Source organism: Nitrosomonas sp. TNE100, assembly GCF_055387135.1.
In genome coordinates, this window is record NZ_AP040997.1 from 1,955,121 (window position 1) to 1,969,963 (window position 14,843).

At 48.7% G+C, this 14,843-nt stretch carries 20 protein-coding genes, 1 pseudogene and 1 other annotated feature; of the genes and pseudogenes, 12 read left to right on the forward strand and 9 right to left on the reverse strand.

Going from position 1 to position 14,843, the window contains the following annotated elements:
- Nucleotides 1-83 precede the first annotated feature (83 nt).
- The 6 genes from ACZ5EJ_RS09290 (at nucleotide 84) to ACZ5EJ_RS09315 (ending at nucleotide 4,806) form a co-directional block, all read left to right on the forward strand.
- The gene (locus tag ACZ5EJ_RS09290; protein ID WP_204987609.1) at nucleotides 84-323 is read left to right on the forward strand and encodes a hypothetical protein; all 240 of its coding nucleotides are present in this window, start codon (nucleotides 84-86) and stop codon (nucleotides 321-323) included.
- A 117-nt stretch (nucleotides 324-440) separates the two neighbouring features.
- Nucleotides 441-1,196 (forward strand): hypothetical protein, encoded by a 756-nt coding sequence (locus ACZ5EJ_RS09295; protein WP_011635010.1) that lies wholly within the window; start codon nucleotides 441-443, stop codon nucleotides 1,194-1,196.
- Between the two features lie 222 nt (nucleotides 1,197-1,418).
- Nucleotides 1,419-1,625: a hypothetical protein gene (locus ACZ5EJ_RS09300; protein ID WP_373605817.1), complete on the forward strand. Its 207-nt coding sequence runs from the start codon at nucleotides 1,419-1,421 to the stop codon at nucleotides 1,623-1,625.
- A gap of 457 nt (nucleotides 1,626-2,082) precedes the next feature.
- Complete coding sequence (locus ACZ5EJ_RS09305; protein ID WP_011635011.1) at nucleotides 2,083-3,444, forward strand: YncE family protein; 1,362 nt, start codon at nucleotides 2,083-2,085, stop codon at nucleotides 3,442-3,444.
- 115 nt (nucleotides 3,445-3,559) lie between these two features.
- Nucleotides 3,560-4,174 carry an SCO family protein gene (locus ACZ5EJ_RS09310; RefSeq protein ID WP_011635012.1) on the forward strand — a complete coding sequence of 205 codons (615 nt, stop codon included), beginning with the start codon at nucleotides 3,560-3,562 and terminating at the stop codon, nucleotides 4,172-4,174.
- A gap of 53 nt (nucleotides 4,175-4,227) precedes the next feature.
- A complete protein-coding gene (locus ACZ5EJ_RS09315) occupies nucleotides 4,228-4,806 on the forward strand; it encodes a DUF1292 domain-containing protein (protein WP_240142332.1) in 579 nt (192 codons plus the stop codon).
- Here the strand turns inward: ACZ5EJ_RS09315 and ACZ5EJ_RS09320 are convergent.
- Entirely contained in the window at nucleotides 4,803-5,144 is a 342-nt protein-coding gene (locus ACZ5EJ_RS09320) for a zinc ribbon domain-containing protein (RefSeq protein ID WP_041353554.1), read from the reverse strand. The two genes, ACZ5EJ_RS09315 and ACZ5EJ_RS09320, sit on opposite strands and share 4 nt — an antisense overlap.
- Nucleotides 5,145-5,155: 11 nt before the next feature.
- Here ACZ5EJ_RS09320 and ACZ5EJ_RS09325 point away from each other — a divergent pair.
- Nucleotides 5,156-5,347: pseudogene (locus tag ACZ5EJ_RS09325) on the forward strand (IS5/IS1182 family transposase); the annotation flags it as partial.
- 36 nt (nucleotides 5,348-5,383) lie between these two features.
- Here ACZ5EJ_RS09325 and ACZ5EJ_RS09330 read toward each other — a convergent pair.
- The 5 genes from ACZ5EJ_RS09330 to ACZ5EJ_RS09350 all read right to left on the reverse strand — a co-directional run bounded on the left by ACZ5EJ_RS09330 (nucleotide 5,384) and on the right by ACZ5EJ_RS09350 (nucleotide 10,517).
- Nucleotides 5,384-5,842 (reverse strand): RES family NAD+ phosphorylase, encoded by a 459-nt coding sequence (locus ACZ5EJ_RS09330; RefSeq protein ID WP_464556987.1) that lies wholly within the window; start codon nucleotides 5,840-5,842, stop codon nucleotides 5,384-5,386.
- Nucleotides 5,842-6,297: an antitoxin Xre/MbcA/ParS toxin-binding domain-containing protein gene (locus tag ACZ5EJ_RS09335; protein ID WP_464556988.1), complete on the reverse strand. Its 456-nt coding sequence runs from the start codon at nucleotides 6,295-6,297 to the stop codon at nucleotides 5,842-5,844. The genes ACZ5EJ_RS09330 and ACZ5EJ_RS09335 overlap by 1 nt, the downstream gene beginning before the upstream one ends.
- A gap of 298 nt (nucleotides 6,298-6,595) precedes the next feature.
- Complete coding sequence (gene pta / locus ACZ5EJ_RS09340; protein WP_464556989.1) at nucleotides 6,596-8,725, reverse strand: phosphate acetyltransferase; 2,130 nt, start codon at nucleotides 8,723-8,725, stop codon at nucleotides 6,596-6,598.
- Nucleotides 8,726-9,064: 339 nt separating this feature from the next.
- Entirely contained in the window at nucleotides 9,065-10,090 is a 1,026-nt protein-coding gene (locus tag ACZ5EJ_RS09345) for a class I fructose-bisphosphate aldolase (protein WP_464556990.1), read from the reverse strand.
- 145 nt (nucleotides 10,091-10,235) lie between these two features.
- Nucleotides 10,236-10,517 (reverse strand): sugar nucleotide-binding protein, encoded by a 282-nt coding sequence (locus tag ACZ5EJ_RS09350; protein WP_011635018.1) that lies wholly within the window; start codon nucleotides 10,515-10,517, stop codon nucleotides 10,236-10,238.
- 81 nt (nucleotides 10,518-10,598) lie between these two features.
- Here ACZ5EJ_RS09350 and ACZ5EJ_RS09355 point away from each other — a divergent pair, with 81 nt between their 5' ends.
- The 5 genes from ACZ5EJ_RS09355 to ACZ5EJ_RS09375 all read left to right on the forward strand — a co-directional run bounded on the left by ACZ5EJ_RS09355 (nucleotide 10,599) and on the right by ACZ5EJ_RS09375 (nucleotide 12,012).
- Nucleotides 10,599-10,793, forward strand: coding sequence for a type II toxin-antitoxin system RelE family toxin (locus ACZ5EJ_RS09355; RefSeq protein WP_041353558.1), 195 nt, complete (start codon nucleotides 10,599-10,601; stop codon nucleotides 10,791-10,793).
- Nucleotides 10,777-10,953, forward strand: a complete 177-nt coding sequence (locus ACZ5EJ_RS09360) for a hypothetical protein (protein WP_240142331.1) — start codon at nucleotides 10,777-10,779, stop codon at nucleotides 10,951-10,953. The genes ACZ5EJ_RS09355 and ACZ5EJ_RS09360 overlap by 17 nt, the downstream gene beginning before the upstream one ends.
- On the forward strand, nucleotides 10,925-11,107 hold the full coding sequence (locus ACZ5EJ_RS09365) for a helix-turn-helix domain-containing protein (protein ID WP_011635019.1): 183 nt from the start codon (nucleotides 10,925-10,927) through the stop codon (nucleotides 11,105-11,107). Before ACZ5EJ_RS09360 ends, ACZ5EJ_RS09365 begins: the two co-directional genes overlap by 29 nt.
- A gap of 340 nt (nucleotides 11,108-11,447) precedes the next feature.
- Nucleotides 11,448-11,741 (forward strand): BrnT family toxin, encoded by a 294-nt coding sequence (locus ACZ5EJ_RS09370; protein WP_041353831.1) that lies wholly within the window; start codon nucleotides 11,448-11,450, stop codon nucleotides 11,739-11,741.
- Between the two features lie 34 nt (nucleotides 11,742-11,775).
- The gene (locus tag ACZ5EJ_RS09375) at nucleotides 11,776-12,012 is read left to right on the forward strand and encodes a hypothetical protein (RefSeq protein ID WP_204987608.1); all 237 of its coding nucleotides are present in this window, start codon (nucleotides 11,776-11,778) and stop codon (nucleotides 12,010-12,012) included.
- Nucleotides 12,013-12,354: 342 nt separating this feature from the next.
- Here ACZ5EJ_RS09375 and ACZ5EJ_RS09380 read toward each other — a convergent pair.
- The 3 genes from ACZ5EJ_RS09380 to ACZ5EJ_RS09390 form a co-directional block, all read right to left on the reverse strand.
- Nucleotides 12,355-13,583 (reverse strand): IS3 family transposase gene (locus ACZ5EJ_RS09380; RefSeq protein ID WP_464556777.1). Its coding sequence is split into 2 segments (ribosomal slippage): nucleotides 12,355-13,304 and nucleotides 13,304-13,583, totalling 1,230 coding nucleotides; the frame shifts between segments, so codons are not numbered across the junction.
- Nucleotides 13,189-13,305, reverse strand: a sequence feature (AL1L pseudoknot). (Overlaps the previous gene by 117 nt.)
- On the reverse strand, nucleotides 13,567-14,316 hold the full coding sequence (locus ACZ5EJ_RS09385) for an acyltransferase domain-containing protein (protein WP_204987584.1): 750 nt from the start codon (nucleotides 14,314-14,316) through the stop codon (nucleotides 13,567-13,569). The genes ACZ5EJ_RS09380 and ACZ5EJ_RS09385 overlap by 17 nt, the downstream gene beginning before the upstream one ends.
- Nucleotides 14,252-14,821, reverse strand: a complete 570-nt coding sequence (locus ACZ5EJ_RS09390) for a beta-ketoacyl [acyl carrier protein] synthase domain-containing protein (protein WP_204987583.1) — start codon at nucleotides 14,819-14,821, stop codon at nucleotides 14,252-14,254. The genes ACZ5EJ_RS09385 and ACZ5EJ_RS09390 overlap by 65 nt, the downstream gene beginning before the upstream one ends.
- Between the last annotated feature and the right edge of the window lie 22 nt (nucleotides 14,822-14,843).

Below are 14,843 nucleotides of genomic sequence, written 5' to 3' on the forward strand. Positions count from 1 at the left end.
CACATCTGTTTTTAAAATTGATCAACCTTTTCGAGGTTCATATTGAAATACGATTCAGCAACTGGTTGGCCTCGAAGTTATTTATGGAAAACATTATGGCACTTTATATGACTCAACCTATGACCTCCCCCAACACGATAAAAATTACGTACTATCGAAAGCAAAGCCAACCTCATCCGAGTCACGAAGAATCAGGAGCTTTCACTGCAGCAGCCAAATCAAATTATGCAACGTTTAATCACATTCCTGAGAGCGACGTCGAAGAAGGTATCTATAAAAGCTCGCAGGGTGTTCCTACTGGGGGAAAAACTTACGAGATTTAAGGAGAGAGTTAGGTAACGGAGATACTCCAAATTACGTATGGACGTGTACCAACCATCATGATGTATTGTTACGATCACATGACAAATAAATACCTGGTATTTTAAGGAAAATAAATTATGGCAGCAATTACAAAGGCATTAATTGGCGAAGATGCGAGCGGTGCTCTGAGAGATGAATGTTCAGCTCATCTTGATTCTCTTATGGCTCTTGGACAGGCCAAGTCTCAGTACTACGCGGAAAAAATTAATACGAGTCTATTAGGTGCGGGTCAAGGGACTGATAAAACGTTCCCTATCTCATCTATACAATCCTTCATCTATCAGACAAAAGCCTACACATCAGATAACGCAAAAAACATCAGCAGTGTTGTTAATGACTCCATTAAGGGCTTTGTATCGGGAGATACTACATCAGCCGTTAATACCATGGTATCTGGCTTTGTTGATATTTTATTTGGTTCAGCAGAGGGTTCTGAAAGTGAGATTATAAGATACTGTGCGATTCTTGAAGGCGTGTCTATGATTCGCCTTGATTTTGCTGGCTGGTCGCGTTCAGTTACATCCAAGCAATTGAAAAGTAAATGCGATAAGGTAAGTGCTTTTGTACTCTACAGATCAATCGTGGATATGAAAAAGGTATCTCTGAATGATTTCATATCAGTATATCAACTCACGGTAAAGGCAGAGAATAAGGATCTTGATGCAGCTGGTGTGTTGAAAAAATGCCAAGAATTATACTATCTATTTAACCCGCAAGATAAGCCTGCAAATATGCTTAAAGCATCAATCCCTCCTTTGAGGGAGGAGACGTTTCAACCATCAATAGGACATGAATCACTAGACGTTTTCAGAAAGCAGCTAGTTACATTATAGGACACCTCGAATAACCCGAGGTTTTCAGTAAATCTTGCCGCGAAATGATGGCCGCGACCGAATTCGGTTCTAGTCTCATGACAAATCGCCGTTTTTACCCCGAATCGTCCTGGACATTGGCGATTCGGCCCATTTCGGGTATCAAAGTGCCTTGATTCCTGTCTCCCCAAAGTAGAGCAACGCTTCAGATTGTAGCAAGTCGCCACCATCGTCATCGCTGCTGTGCTGCTTGGGCGCCGGCACCAACGTGGCGTCGATGATCTGACTGCCGCGCGCGATGAAACCCCTGCTGGAGAAGCTGCGCGGAGACGCCGTCGAACAGGGGGCTATGTGATTTTATCGACAAGAGAAGAACGGGTTTCAGGACAGCGTAATTTTACCAAGTCGACCAAGAAGGGGCGAGTCGATATTTTTCGAGGCGCCCAATAATCTACATTTGTGTTTGCTACATCAGCATAAAGAACTTACAAGAAATACTATAAACGATATTTTCATTATATTTCTTTCAGTGGAAAAATAGGACAGTAACTTTTTTTACTCTCAATATTTTTTATAACTGATGTTATTTTAATAGACAACTGCACGAAATGTCAGAATTCAGTAACACTAATTATTATTATTAGATTATTCCACCGCTCGTCAGACAATTGATTTCCGCAGCTACATCTAATTATCTCATGTGTAAGTGCAGCATCTCAGGCTTATAGATGATACTTATTAAAAGTGTTGCAATCACGTAAAAATAATCTGCGCAACCGACTAAATATCCTTCTTTACGCGGCTATTCATCAATGTAATATTTTTATATTGATTTACTACATCTCTGCATTTGGCTAATTTTAGCTACTTTGAAACCTATTTAAACAACATAAAAAAGAGCTTATAAATGATTTCAAGCAACTGGATCAAAGGTGTTTTATTAGTAATAATATGTACATTCTCATTATCTTCAACAGTAATCCTCGCCGCAAAAAATCATCCAAAACCATTACCGACATATCAGTATCTCGATGTTTACAACAATTATCTGCAACCTGTAGCAACCGCAATAGATTATCACTCCGGGTTGATTTATCTCTTTAACTACGATAAAGACAAGCTGATTACCGTCGAACCAACAAGTCTCTTCGGGTGGCCAGGAAATGTTCCATTACAGCATACGCTTGTATTTCCAGAAGGTGATAAGATTTTAATCACAACTGATAACACAGCAGAACATTCTGCTTACATTGTCATACTGAAAGTAAAAGATATTAACTGGGATGCAGGAACAACTTCACTTGAAGTAGAAGCTACAATAGCTATAGATAATCCAGGAACACCAGCAGAGTTTCCGTTTGTTGAACCTGTCAACAATGTCCAAAATATCCCTCACTGGTTGGTAGGGAGGGGAACAACACAGATACATGGCCCCACAATTCTGCCTTACTCAGATTTTGTTTATCTAACTGAACTTACTTCAGATAGAGTGCGTGTCTTCAACCATAAAACAAATGAACTTGTAAGTGGCGTGGATCCTATTGTCATCCCTGATTATACGGAACAAACGCACGGCATCATGTTTAATAAATCAGGAACAATTGGTCTTGGAACTGGCTATTTCTTTGATAACAGTCTTATCGACGTCTATAAACCTAATAGACAAACAGGGGAGCTGCAAACGATAGGACAGATCAAGCTGGGTGATGAAGAACGGCACGCGGCATTTACCCACTTTGTATATTGGCTGGATGAACGATATGCTGTGACTGCTTCTATGCAGCTTGATAAGACCTCGCTTACTTCTGTTAATACTAAGCAGATTATCCCTCCCAGCGTGTGGTTACTTGATACATTAGAGGGCACCGCAAAGAAGATTATTAACCATACCAATAATGCAAATGGGGCAGGTATTTTCCGTTCTCCTTCTGATCTTGCAGTAGTCAATGGCAAACTCTATATCGCAGAAGAAGATTCACTTGATTTCACGTTTGCCAATGACGGATACATTTCTGTATTTGATCTGACTGATCGTAACAAGCCACGATTCCTGAAAAGACTTAAACCTGGCCGGGAGCTACCCAACGGATATGCAGTAGCTCACACAATCAGCCCGACACCGGATAATCGTTTTCTGATAGTCGCAAGCTGGGTTTCAGGTTATGTACTCAAAATAGATACAGAGACAGATACTGTTGTCAAAGCCTGGGGACCGAATGATGGCCTAACCAAACCGCATGGTATTTGTACTGCCGGTGGTCTTCGCTAGCTGTAGTAAAGAAAACTGATTCATCTTCTTTTATCCAAAAAATTATCAGATAAAAATTAGGATGAATCAGTTTAAAAACAAGTAATGAATGCAAAACAGTTATTAAGGATGACTAATGAAAAAAATAGATGGAATGAAATTGAGGGCCTTTCGGAATTACTATTTTCAAGTTATTACTATCTTATTCCTTACTCTTGTACAAGCTGATATCAGAGCAGCAACTATTACATTATCCCGTCCAATAACATTACAGCCAGAAACAATCATTCACCTCGAACAAGCTAGTACAACTGGTACCAGTCAGTGGAAGCTCATTGTTTTCGGATTTACTCACTGCAAAGATGTCTGTCCGATGTCACTTGTTAATTTATCCACGATGGTTAAAACAGCAATTAGTGAACAGATTGATATCAATGGAATTTTTGTCACGGTTGATCCGGATAGAGACACAGAAGCAATCTTGGCCAATTATACGAAAAGCTTTGGCACCGACATTTCCTATTTACGTTTTGAAGGAGAAGAACTGGAGCGTTTCAAAAACGCCTTTCAGGTAGAGGCTATCTTTTATACAAAGAATGTGGGTAACCAAACCCATTATCAGGTTGATCACAGTACCACAGCCTTTCTGGTCGATCCAGCAGGAAGAATTAGAGTAATTTTTGATGCTTTAAAAGATGCCAGAGATATGGCAAGAATTTTTCATGAAGACAAAAAATTATTCAAATCATGAATAGGATGATATTAGTTGCAATCCTATTCATGGTAACAAAATCTGTTTTTAGCATGACAATAGATCCTGATCCCCGAATAATTGTCTCTTTTATGGACAAAACCATTTCTCCCGAATTGGACATATTACGGGTAATGGCAGGTATTTCATCTGATAACAATCATCTCATATTCGAAGTTAAAACGAGAGGGGAGCGCTTGCAGGGAAGCAAGCGTGATTATCTACTTCTACACATTACACATGGAAAAACGTATGTACTTCTTTTACCTATCAACAAAGAAAAAGAGAATCAGGTGATAGTATATGAACGTTTATCTCAATCCAATGGCGATGATCATGCTTCCCCCATCCTGGGCAGATTCATTAGAAATTCATCCCTGATGAATTTTAATATCACACCCATTTCCCAAGGAGGAGAATTTAGTATACCGCTCGATTGGATCGATTTTAATACAAATCTCAGTTTCGACGCTTATACAGTTCAGGCAAAGGTCAAAGGAAATACTCTGGAAATTGACAAGGTATATGATTGGGCAAGAAAGGGAAGAACACATATTAATAAAGAATCACTTTCTGCTATTACATTGCTCAATAAAATCTGTACTCCCACAAGTAACAAGCAGAGGTTCTAGTTCTTACGAAAAAGAAGAATGCCAAAGAACTGATAGGAAGAAAACAGAACTGATTGACATCCTCCTTCGCCTAAAAGGCGGAGGATTCCTACGACGCTCAGGCGCAGCATTGAGCTGCTTCGGCAAATTCCTGCTGCTGGTGACCTTGTTGCATCGCCCACTTCACAGGCGAACCGGGCGTGTCCCGCCCTTAAAATATTGATCGCACCGACCACATCGGTGTTTCCCTCGAAACTGCATTCCATGCACTCAAACTGCACTTGCATCTGGCGGTTGTCCGCCGACACATGGCCACAAGCTGGGCAGGTACGAGCAATGAGATAACTGTCCGGTTTCATTAAACCACATCATGACGCCGGCGGAAGTGACTGACCGCAAAGGATGGCATTGCAAGCCCTAAAACGCTGCAAGCAGAGTCTGGGGCAGGTCAAAAGTCTGCTGTGCAATAGAGCGACTATACCGGAGAACCATTTGAGGCATGCGAGAAATTCTGGGCGAACTTGTCACGGTGCAGATTGCCAAGCGCAGTGAACTGCACACTTTAGTCCCCGCAGATAATCTTAATTAAATCTGTAGATTAAGAGCGGAGTCTGGAATCGAATGTAAAATCACGAACAATCTCAATTTCTACTTCTTTCATCGCTGGATGATTTGGGTTGATCACTATGTTTCTGGCTTCCAGGATCACCGCAGAGGGCACAATTAGACCAAGATATTTTCCTTTGCGTAAGAACGAATCACCATAAGCTGCTGCTGTTGGTGATCCTGGAAGGGTATTCCAATCATCTGGCAAAGCATCGAGTGGCGAAGTTTTATAGAAATTATTGTCATCAGGTAGAGTTATTCTGACGACCATGAGATTTAATGGAAGAATCGATCCTGTATGTACTAGCTTTTCTAGTGCTGCAATTTCCAGCGAGAGCCCTGCATAAATTGTAGGTATACCAGCACTATTCCAACGTTGCCCTTTTATGCTAGCTCCGTATCCGGCACGGTCGAGAGCAAATTCTTTCCTGGAAATCCTCCAGGCAAACACTAAGCAACACCGCCATAAGCAATGGAAGCCAAAACTTTCCTGACTTCATCGGCGCCCATATCCGTGTCAAGTAATGATAGAGGGGATTCGCCTAAAGCCAGATTAAATTCGAGCATCCAGCGTCTTGCCAGATCTGATGAATCAAAAACCTTTCCTGCTTCAGCCTCAATGAGTGCAATTCGTGCCAATCTTTCGGATTCCAAAGGACCAAGCTTTCCACCCGATTTAATCTTTCGGGTAATAGTCGCATCAGAGATGCCAATTAATTTTGAAAGCTTTGCTTGAGATATATTGTAGTAGCAACCCGCTTCAACTAAATGGACTACTTTTACTCCGCCTCGTACCATTTCAATTCTCTTTGCCGGAGACATCTTCCGGATCATCGCTCCCCATTCCTGGAAAGAATGTCCGGTTGGCTCTTTCTTTTGTTTGGCTTGCTTTAATTCAATGCCCATTATTTAATACCATCAAATGAATAAAATTTTATAATCATTTGACCATAATCTTGATAGAGATTCAAGCAAGCGGCCCCGTTGCAAATGTTCTTAACGTGCAAAGCCACCCTTATCTGCGAACACAGTCATCCGGCTAAAGCCATAAACTGCTTACAAACTACGGGCAACAGGGATCGCCTTCTTTGGCAACTGTTTGATGAGCTGGTAGCTCATTTCAGCTCCCGGGCAAATTAGACCACTACAGATTGGTAGATACTTGAGCGATGACAATCCACCATTGACGACGAGCACACAAGGCTCATACGGAATTCTTCTTGTTACGCGCGAGCCCTGCCTGCACAGCGGTGATCGCGACAGTATTTACGATATCCTCGACCGTGGCGCCACGCGAGAGATCATTCACGGGACGGTTCAGGCCCTGCAGCACAGGGCCGACCGCAATGGCGCCGGCCGAGCGTTGCACAGCCTTATAGGTATTATTGCCCGTGTTCAGATCGGGGAAGATGAAAACGGTGGCGCGACCAGCAACAGGTGATCCAGGCAGTTTCGCAGCCCCGATCACTGGGTCGCTCGCTGCATCGTATTGAATCGGACCGTCGACAAGCAACGTGGGCTGGCGCTCGCGAACGAGCTGAGTGGCCCGGCGCACCAAATCGACCTCGGCGCCGCTGCCCGACCCACCCGTCGAATACGAGAGCATCGCAATGCGAGGCTCGACCCCGAACTGGGCGGCTGTCTCGGCCGATGAGATCGCAATGTCGGCGAGCTGCTCGGCGTTCGGATTGGGATTCACCGCGCAGTCACCATAAACGAGCACCCGATCCTCAAGCAACATGAAGAAGACGCTTGACACAACTGAGACGCCAGGGCGCGCGCGGATGATCTCGAAGCTCGGCTTGATTGTGTGAGCGGTGGTGTGCGCGACACCCGAGACCATACCGTCGGCGAGGCCAAAGTGCACCATCATCGTGCCAAAGTAGCTGACATCGGTGACCCGGTGACGGGCCTCCTCAATCTTGACGCCCTTATGCGCGCGCAACCGCGTGTACTCTTCGGCGAACTGCTCGCATAACGGCGACTCTGCTGGATCAATGACATCGGCACGATCGAGGTCAAGCCCCAACTCGGCTGCACGCTGCCTTACCGAAGCGGGCTGGCCAAGAATCGTGAGTCGCACCACACCGCGCAAAAGCAGCGTGCTCGCAGCACGCAGGATCCGGTCGTCACTGCCCTCCGGCAGCACAATATGCGACTGAAATGTCGCTGCTCGCTCGAACAACTCGTACGCAAACATGAGTGGGGTGACGACGCCACCAGTGTGCACCCTCAGCCGCGAGCGCAGGTCAAACACATCGACGTGCTCCCGGAACAGAGCAAGGACTGTATCGATTTTGCGACGCGAGTCGGGCGTCAGAACACCGCGGGCGCGGACAATGCGTTGCGCCGTGTCGAACGTGCCAAGGGAAGTGCGAATGATGGGCAACCGCGAATCAATGCCATCGAGCAATCGCTCGATATCGGGTGAGAGCGCGAAGTCGCCATTGAGCACCACCGCCGCAAGGGTTGGAAAAGTTACAGCCTCGTGCGCCATTACAACAGCAAGCAGAGTCTCGGCCCGGTCGGCGGCAACCACAATGGCTGCACCTTCGATGAGTCGCGGCAGCACGTGCTCCATCGCCATACCAGCAATAACGAGGCCGGGTACTTCACGACTCAGCAGTTCCTCGCTACCGCGTACCAAAGTTCCCTCGACCGCCTCAAGCACTGACGCAACCGTTGGAGCCACAAGCAACACCTCCTCCGGGATCGCCCAGACCGGGGTCATTGGCGGCAACACAACGGCGACCGCGCTGCGAATGTGATCGAGCGCGTCAGGATCCGCCCGATTGACCAGGGTGGCAAGCAGTGAGACGTGTGCAGCCTGGAGCTGCTGCAGACTCAGTTGAGCAAGCTGCGCGAGCTCTGCGGCAGTCCGCGCCGCAGACTGACCGAGGATCTCGGGGCCGCTCTGGGACGAGCGCCCGCCCAGCACGAGCAGCACCGGTGAGTCGAGGTGCGCTGCAACCCGCGCGTTGAAGGCAAGCTCGCTCGGCGCTGCAACGTCGCTGAAGTCAGATCCCACAATAATGACCGCATCACATTGCGCTTCGAGCGCTTTGAATCGAGCCACGATTTGCACCATGGCAGCATCCGGGTCGTGCGCGGCGTCTTCATAGGTCACGCCAACGCATGCCTCATAGGGGATCGTGCCGCCCGCGCGCTCGCGCAACAGCTCAAGCACATGATCTCGTTGGCTGCCGGAGCGAATAAGCGGCCGAAAGATCCCCACAGAAGGGATATCCGCGAGAAGAGCATCGAGTAGTCCAAGTGCTACGGCACTCTTACCGGTGCGCCCCTCGGCAGACGTCAGGTACAAACTCTTGGCCACGGCGCTAGTTTAGTGATGGGCGAGCATTTCTCCCGCTACGGCCGCGTGACCTTTGCCATTCCTGCCGTATGGCTATGCACGGGGATGGTTTGACTGATCCTATGGCATTGCATTCGATACATGGAATCTGCATCAGTCCGCCGATCGGATCGCACAGGTACAAGACGGACAAATGCCCCGCCTCCATAACATCCGCCGCCATTGAAACACCATTGCGCCCTTTGATAATTATTAATAAACCAAGAATATATCATTCCGGGCCGTGGCCTGAGTACAGCCAAGCTCGGCTATGAATAGAATAACTTATGCAGTTCCCAAGCGCGCCTATTCACCGATTTTTCACTCCTGCGCTGGCTCCATCGTGACACTATAGCTGCCATGACGTGCGGCACCGTTGAGTTTGGCACGCAGATAGAGTGCAGCCTGAGTACTTGCGGCATTACCTGCATTGCCTTTCCAGGCCTGTAAGGCAGGCTGCTGCAATGCACGGCCGTACGAGAAACTCAGGTCCCAGGGTTGCGGTGCCAGACAATTCATGGCATTGAGATTGGCAGTTGCCTCCTCCGGAGTCAGCCCACCAGACAGAAAATTGATGCTGGGGACGGCTGCCGGCACGGTGCGCCGCAGTACCCTGATCGTCTGCTCAGCCACCTCCTCCGGGCTGGCCTTCTGGGCGTGCGTTTTACCCGGGATTACCATGTTGGGCTTCAGCAGCATATGCTCCAAAATTACGTGATAGCAGTGTAATGCATGAAATACTTCATGCAGCACCGCTTCGGTGACTTCAGCGCATCGGTCGATGCTGTGATCGCCATCGATGAGCACTTCGGGTTCAACGATGGGCACAATGCTCAGCGTCTGACAGATAGAGGCATACCGCGCCAAGACCTCGGCATTGGCCTCGATGGCCAACCGGCTCGGGGTGGTTGCGGAGATGTGGTACACATCACGCCATTTGGCGAATCGTGCGCCCTGCTGCTTGTAGCTCTCCAAACGCAGTGCCAGACCATCCAGACCTTCGGTGATTTCATCCCCAGGCGCATTGGCCAACGCGAGTTTACCCTTATCGACCTTGATGCCCGGCACAATGCCTTGTTGCGCGGCGAGCGCCGGCAACGGAGTACCGTCATCCGCTTTTTGCCCGAGGGTTTCCTCAAACAAGATAACACCGCTGACAAATTCACCGAGACCCGGTGTTGCCAATAACATGCTGCGGTAACTGCGGCGATTTTCCTCGGTTGATTCCACCCCGATTGGTTTGAAGCGTTTCGCGATCGTCGGGCTGCTTTCATCCATGGCCAGGATACCTTTGCCCTGCTGTACTAACGCCTCGACGGTTGCCTGCAACTGATTTTGAATATTCATGAGCATCCTCTTTGCGGCTTAAACATCAAACCGGATCTTTGGTGGGAACTACTTTAAGAGCCCGGACGGGTGAGAGACACAAGAAAAGTAAATTCTCTTTTCCATGAACTTTCAATTTATTGAAAGCCAGCTCCGTTGTCAACTGCTATGATAATTGATCGAAAGATGACGCTACCCCAGTCTGTTTAGCACAAAAAATAAAGCTTTTGACGTCTTTTGGCGCTTCAGTCGCAGAACACCCAGGGGTAAAGGTCAACCCAGAGATGAAAGGAATGCGTGCACTGTAGCCGCCCCCTCCGGGATCACTAACATTCCCGCAATACTCATGATTATCACGCCCCAGCGCTACCACCTGCCCCAGCACAGCCAAGCTACGCTGCAACTCCCAGCCCACCTGACCGGATTGGCCTAATAGCAAGATCTTCATGTGTACTCTTTTTATTTTTACCTTCGCAAAAGACTGGAAGCCCAAAGCCCTTAAAAAGTTGAGAAAATCAAAACAACTGCTATGCGCCAGAAGATATTTACAGAGATTCAAGCATTGGCTGATTTTCCAAACTGCCAAGGGGTGAAGAAACTTACTCATCACGAATACAGCTATCGGCTGAGGGTAGGTAACTACCGGGTGTTCTTCGAGTTCAACGGCAGCATTCATGTTATTGATATTGAAGAGGTGAAAAAACGCAATGAGCGCACTTATTAACTACCAGACCATTCTGGATAGCAGTGGAAAGCCGGCTTTTGTGGTCGTGCCTTATGATGAATTTATTAAGCTGCCTGGTGTAGTAAGACCAGGCATGATCCCCAATGAAGTTGTTGGAAAACACATCATGAATGAGATCCATGCTGCAAGCCTGGCGTGAATACCTGATGCTGACCCAGGAAGAAATGGCCAAACGCATGGGCATCACGCAAGCAGGTTACGCACAGATCGAAGCTGCCAAGCGTCCGCGCAAGGCAGCGCTTGAAAAGGCTGCGACGGCGATGGGTATCACTCTCGAACAATTGGCGTACTAAAATTTGAGGAAAAAATGGTGAAAATGGGAGGAAATGGGGGTAGACCACGGCTCTCGGAATATTCGGCAAGGTCAAACATGGACGGCGAAGTCGCCAGGGTGACGGGCAGAATTATCGCCGCTCACTTGACCACAGAACATGTCTGGCGCGATTTGTCGCAGCCATGATTGGAAGAAACGGACGTGATCGACTATTGCAAACGAAGAACAGGTTTCAAAACCGGCGACTCACGTCGCCATGGATTTCTTCACTCGCTTGACCCCGGACGGCTAATGGGTAGTCTCTATTTTCCATGCTGTTATATGTTTACATTGTAAATACAAATGATAAAATATTTACAATGAACATTTATTACGAGCTGAATGGCGATTTGTTCATTTGGAACGCAGACAAGGCAGAAAAAAACCTGCACAAGCATGGCGTCCGTTTCGAGGAAGCTGCTACGGTTTTCTCCGATCCATTGTTTATATTGACTGATGCTTCCCGTAACGATGAAGCACGCGATGCCGCTATTGGTTTTGATGTGACCGGCCGCTTGCTCTATGTGGTTCATATTGAGATTGAAGAATCTTGTATCCGTATTATTTCCGCCCGCCGCGCTGAACCCGAGGAGGAACTCAACTATGCTCTCTGAACGCTTAAAAAAACGCCTGCAAAAGGATCGCCCAATGACATCGATCACATTGCGCATCCCGATTGATGTCGTGGAATCCCTAAAGGAAATTGCTCCGCATAAAGGTTTTTCCGGATACCAGACATTACTGAAGTCATACATTAGTGAAGGATTACGTAAAGACGAAGAACGGTATTCCGGCATATCAGTAGTACGACTGATCGAAGCGTTAAAAAAACGCGGCGTATCTGATGCTGTAATCGAAGAAGCCACGCGGGATCTGATAGACTAATTATTTTCACGAGAATGGGGACACAAACCACGGTTTTCATGGAATATTCGGCAAGGTCAAACACGGGCGGCGCGACATGCGACATAACTGCTTTGTCAGGATAAAGCTGTAGCCCATCAGAAACCGTGTAGAGTATAGAGGACAGGTGCATATAGTATTTGGTTTTGCATTACCGTCCGCCATTTTCATCTGGCGGAGTCTCCCGTGCTGCACGATATATTCTCCACAACATGCCACCCCCACCACCCCGGGAGTCGTTGACACCACTTCCGTTATTCCAGCGACAACCACCGGCCCTTCCCTTGAACCGCCCCGGGTTTTGAGGAGGCTGTTTGGTTAAAGTCAAGCCACCGGAATGGCTTCCCTGGCGAATTGCCTATAGTAGTTTACCTCAGCTTCTGCGGGAGGGATGTAACCGATTGGTTCCAGCAGCCGCTGGTTGTTGAACCAGGCTACCCATTCCAGCGTTGCCAGCTCCACGGCCTCCCTGGTTTTCCAGGGGGCGCGCTTGTGAATCAATTCTGTTTTGTACAGCCCATTGATGGTTTCTGCCAGCGCGTTGTCGTAGCTGTCGCCCTTGCTGCCGACCGAGGGTTCTATTCCGGCTTCGGCGAGTCGCTCGGTATAGCGAATGGAGACATATTGCGAGCCTCTGTCGCTATGGTGTACCAAGGCATCCATCCGCCCCGGTTGCCGGGCATACAGCGCTTGTTCCAGGGCATCCAGCACAAAGTCCGTGCGCATGGAGCTGCTCACCTGCCAGCCCACAATGCGCCGGGCAAATACATCGATGACGAAAGCCACATACAGCCAGCCTTGCCAGGTCGAGACATAGGTGAAGTCTGACACCCACAACTGGTTCGGACGATCTGCCTTGAATTGCCGGTTAACCCGATCCAGTGGACACGGCAGCGCCTTGTCCGGAACTGTGGTGCGCACAACCTTGCCACGCCTGGCGCCTTTCAGCCCTAACCGTTTCATGAGCCGTTCGACCGTACAGCGTGCCACCTGGACATCTTCACGCTTAAGCTGACGCCAGACCTTGTCGGCACCATAGACCTGCATGTTGGTCTGCCAGACCCGCTGTATTTGCGGCAGCAGTTCATCATCACGCAGGACGCGAGCACTGCGCAAAGCCGGATTACGCTGCTGCGCGAAATATCGCCGATACCCTGATGGGGCGACCTGCAAAACCTTGCAGATCGGCTCGACCCCATGGGCGTCGCGGTGCTGGTCGATGAACGATCTCAGGATTTGAGTTTGCGGTCGAGCTCCGCCTGAGCGAAAAAAGCGCTGGCCAGCTTCAGAATCTCATTCGCCTTGCGCAATTCCTTTACTTCGCGTTCCAGGGCTTTGATGCGGTCGCGCTCTTCGCTGGTCACACCGTCTCGCAAGCCGGTATCGGTCTCGTGTTTGCGCACCCATTCAAGCAATGTGTGGGCTGAACAGCCGATCTTCGGCGCGATGGATTCAATCGTCGACCACAACGAGGGATACTCACTGCGGTGTTCCTGCACCAGACGGACTGCGCGCGCTCTTACTTCGGGGGAATATTTATTTGATTTGTTCATGGCTCCATCTTCTCAGATAGTGGAGCCTCCTCAAAACCCGGGGCGGTTCAAGATCCAGCGCACCGGCCGCCCAGGCAGCGGCGATTTCACCCACGCTATGGCCGGCGACAGCGGATGGTGTCACCCCCTGCTCTCTCAGTAGAAGTGTGACTGCAACCTGAATAGCGAACAGCAGAGGCTGCGCGACAGCTGTGTTACTAAGCCTGGCAAGCTCACTTTCGGATTGCAGCGCCTCAAGCAGAGAAAAATCTGTCAAGGGGCGCATGGCGATATCGATTTCCGTAAGAATTTCTTCAAACCGGGAGGATTCAGTCAGCAGCGCACGCCCCATACCGGCCCACTGCGCGCCGTTACCTGAATAGATAAACGCCACATCACCACTTTGTGGCAGGCTATCCTCAATGAAGATATCCGCTGAAACATTATCCAACGCATATTGCTGCAGCAAATGAATTGTCGATTCAACAGAGCCGGAATGGAGCGCGAGCCGTTTTTCCATACGATCACGCTGATTGACAGCAGCATGTGCCACGTCATAGAAATCCTGCCCGGATTTATCGTGTAACAGATCTGCATAACGACCCACCAGCTCTTTTAGTGCTGTTTCGGAACGGGCTGACAAAAAAAGAGGTGGCAAGGATGCCGGTAGCGGTTCCGTCGTTGCCAGATCACGGCAACGATATTCCTGCAGCAGCACATGCGCATTGGCACCACCAAAGCCGAAGGAATTCACACCGGCAATCAATCAGAGCTCGATTATTCTTTTTCGCCAGTTCCAGATACTCGGTCACCGGCTTCAGATTCAAGCCGAGAAAATCAATATTTGGATTGGGCGTTTCCAGATGAATCTGTGGTGGCAGAGCATGATGCTTGAGCGCCAGAATTGCCTTGATGATTCCTGCCATGCCGGAAGCCGGTTCCATGTGTCCAAGATTGGCCTTGACCGATCCGATTGGCAAAGGTTTTTCGCGCTTTTTGCCATAGACTTCACCAATTGCTGCTGTTTCAACAGGATCTCCCACCGCCGTACCTGTGCCATGCGCTTCGATAAAATCGATGTCTCGTGCTGACAGACTGGTTTTGGCGAGGACGCTCATCATGAGCTCGGATTGTCCATCACGGCTGGGAATGGTAATGCCAGCCTTGCGTGCGCCATCCGTATTGATACCAGTGGCCAGGATCACCGCCTGAATATCGTCGCCCTCTGCAATCGCCTGTTCAAACGGCTTGAGCAGCAAGACTGCCCCGCCTTCGGCACGT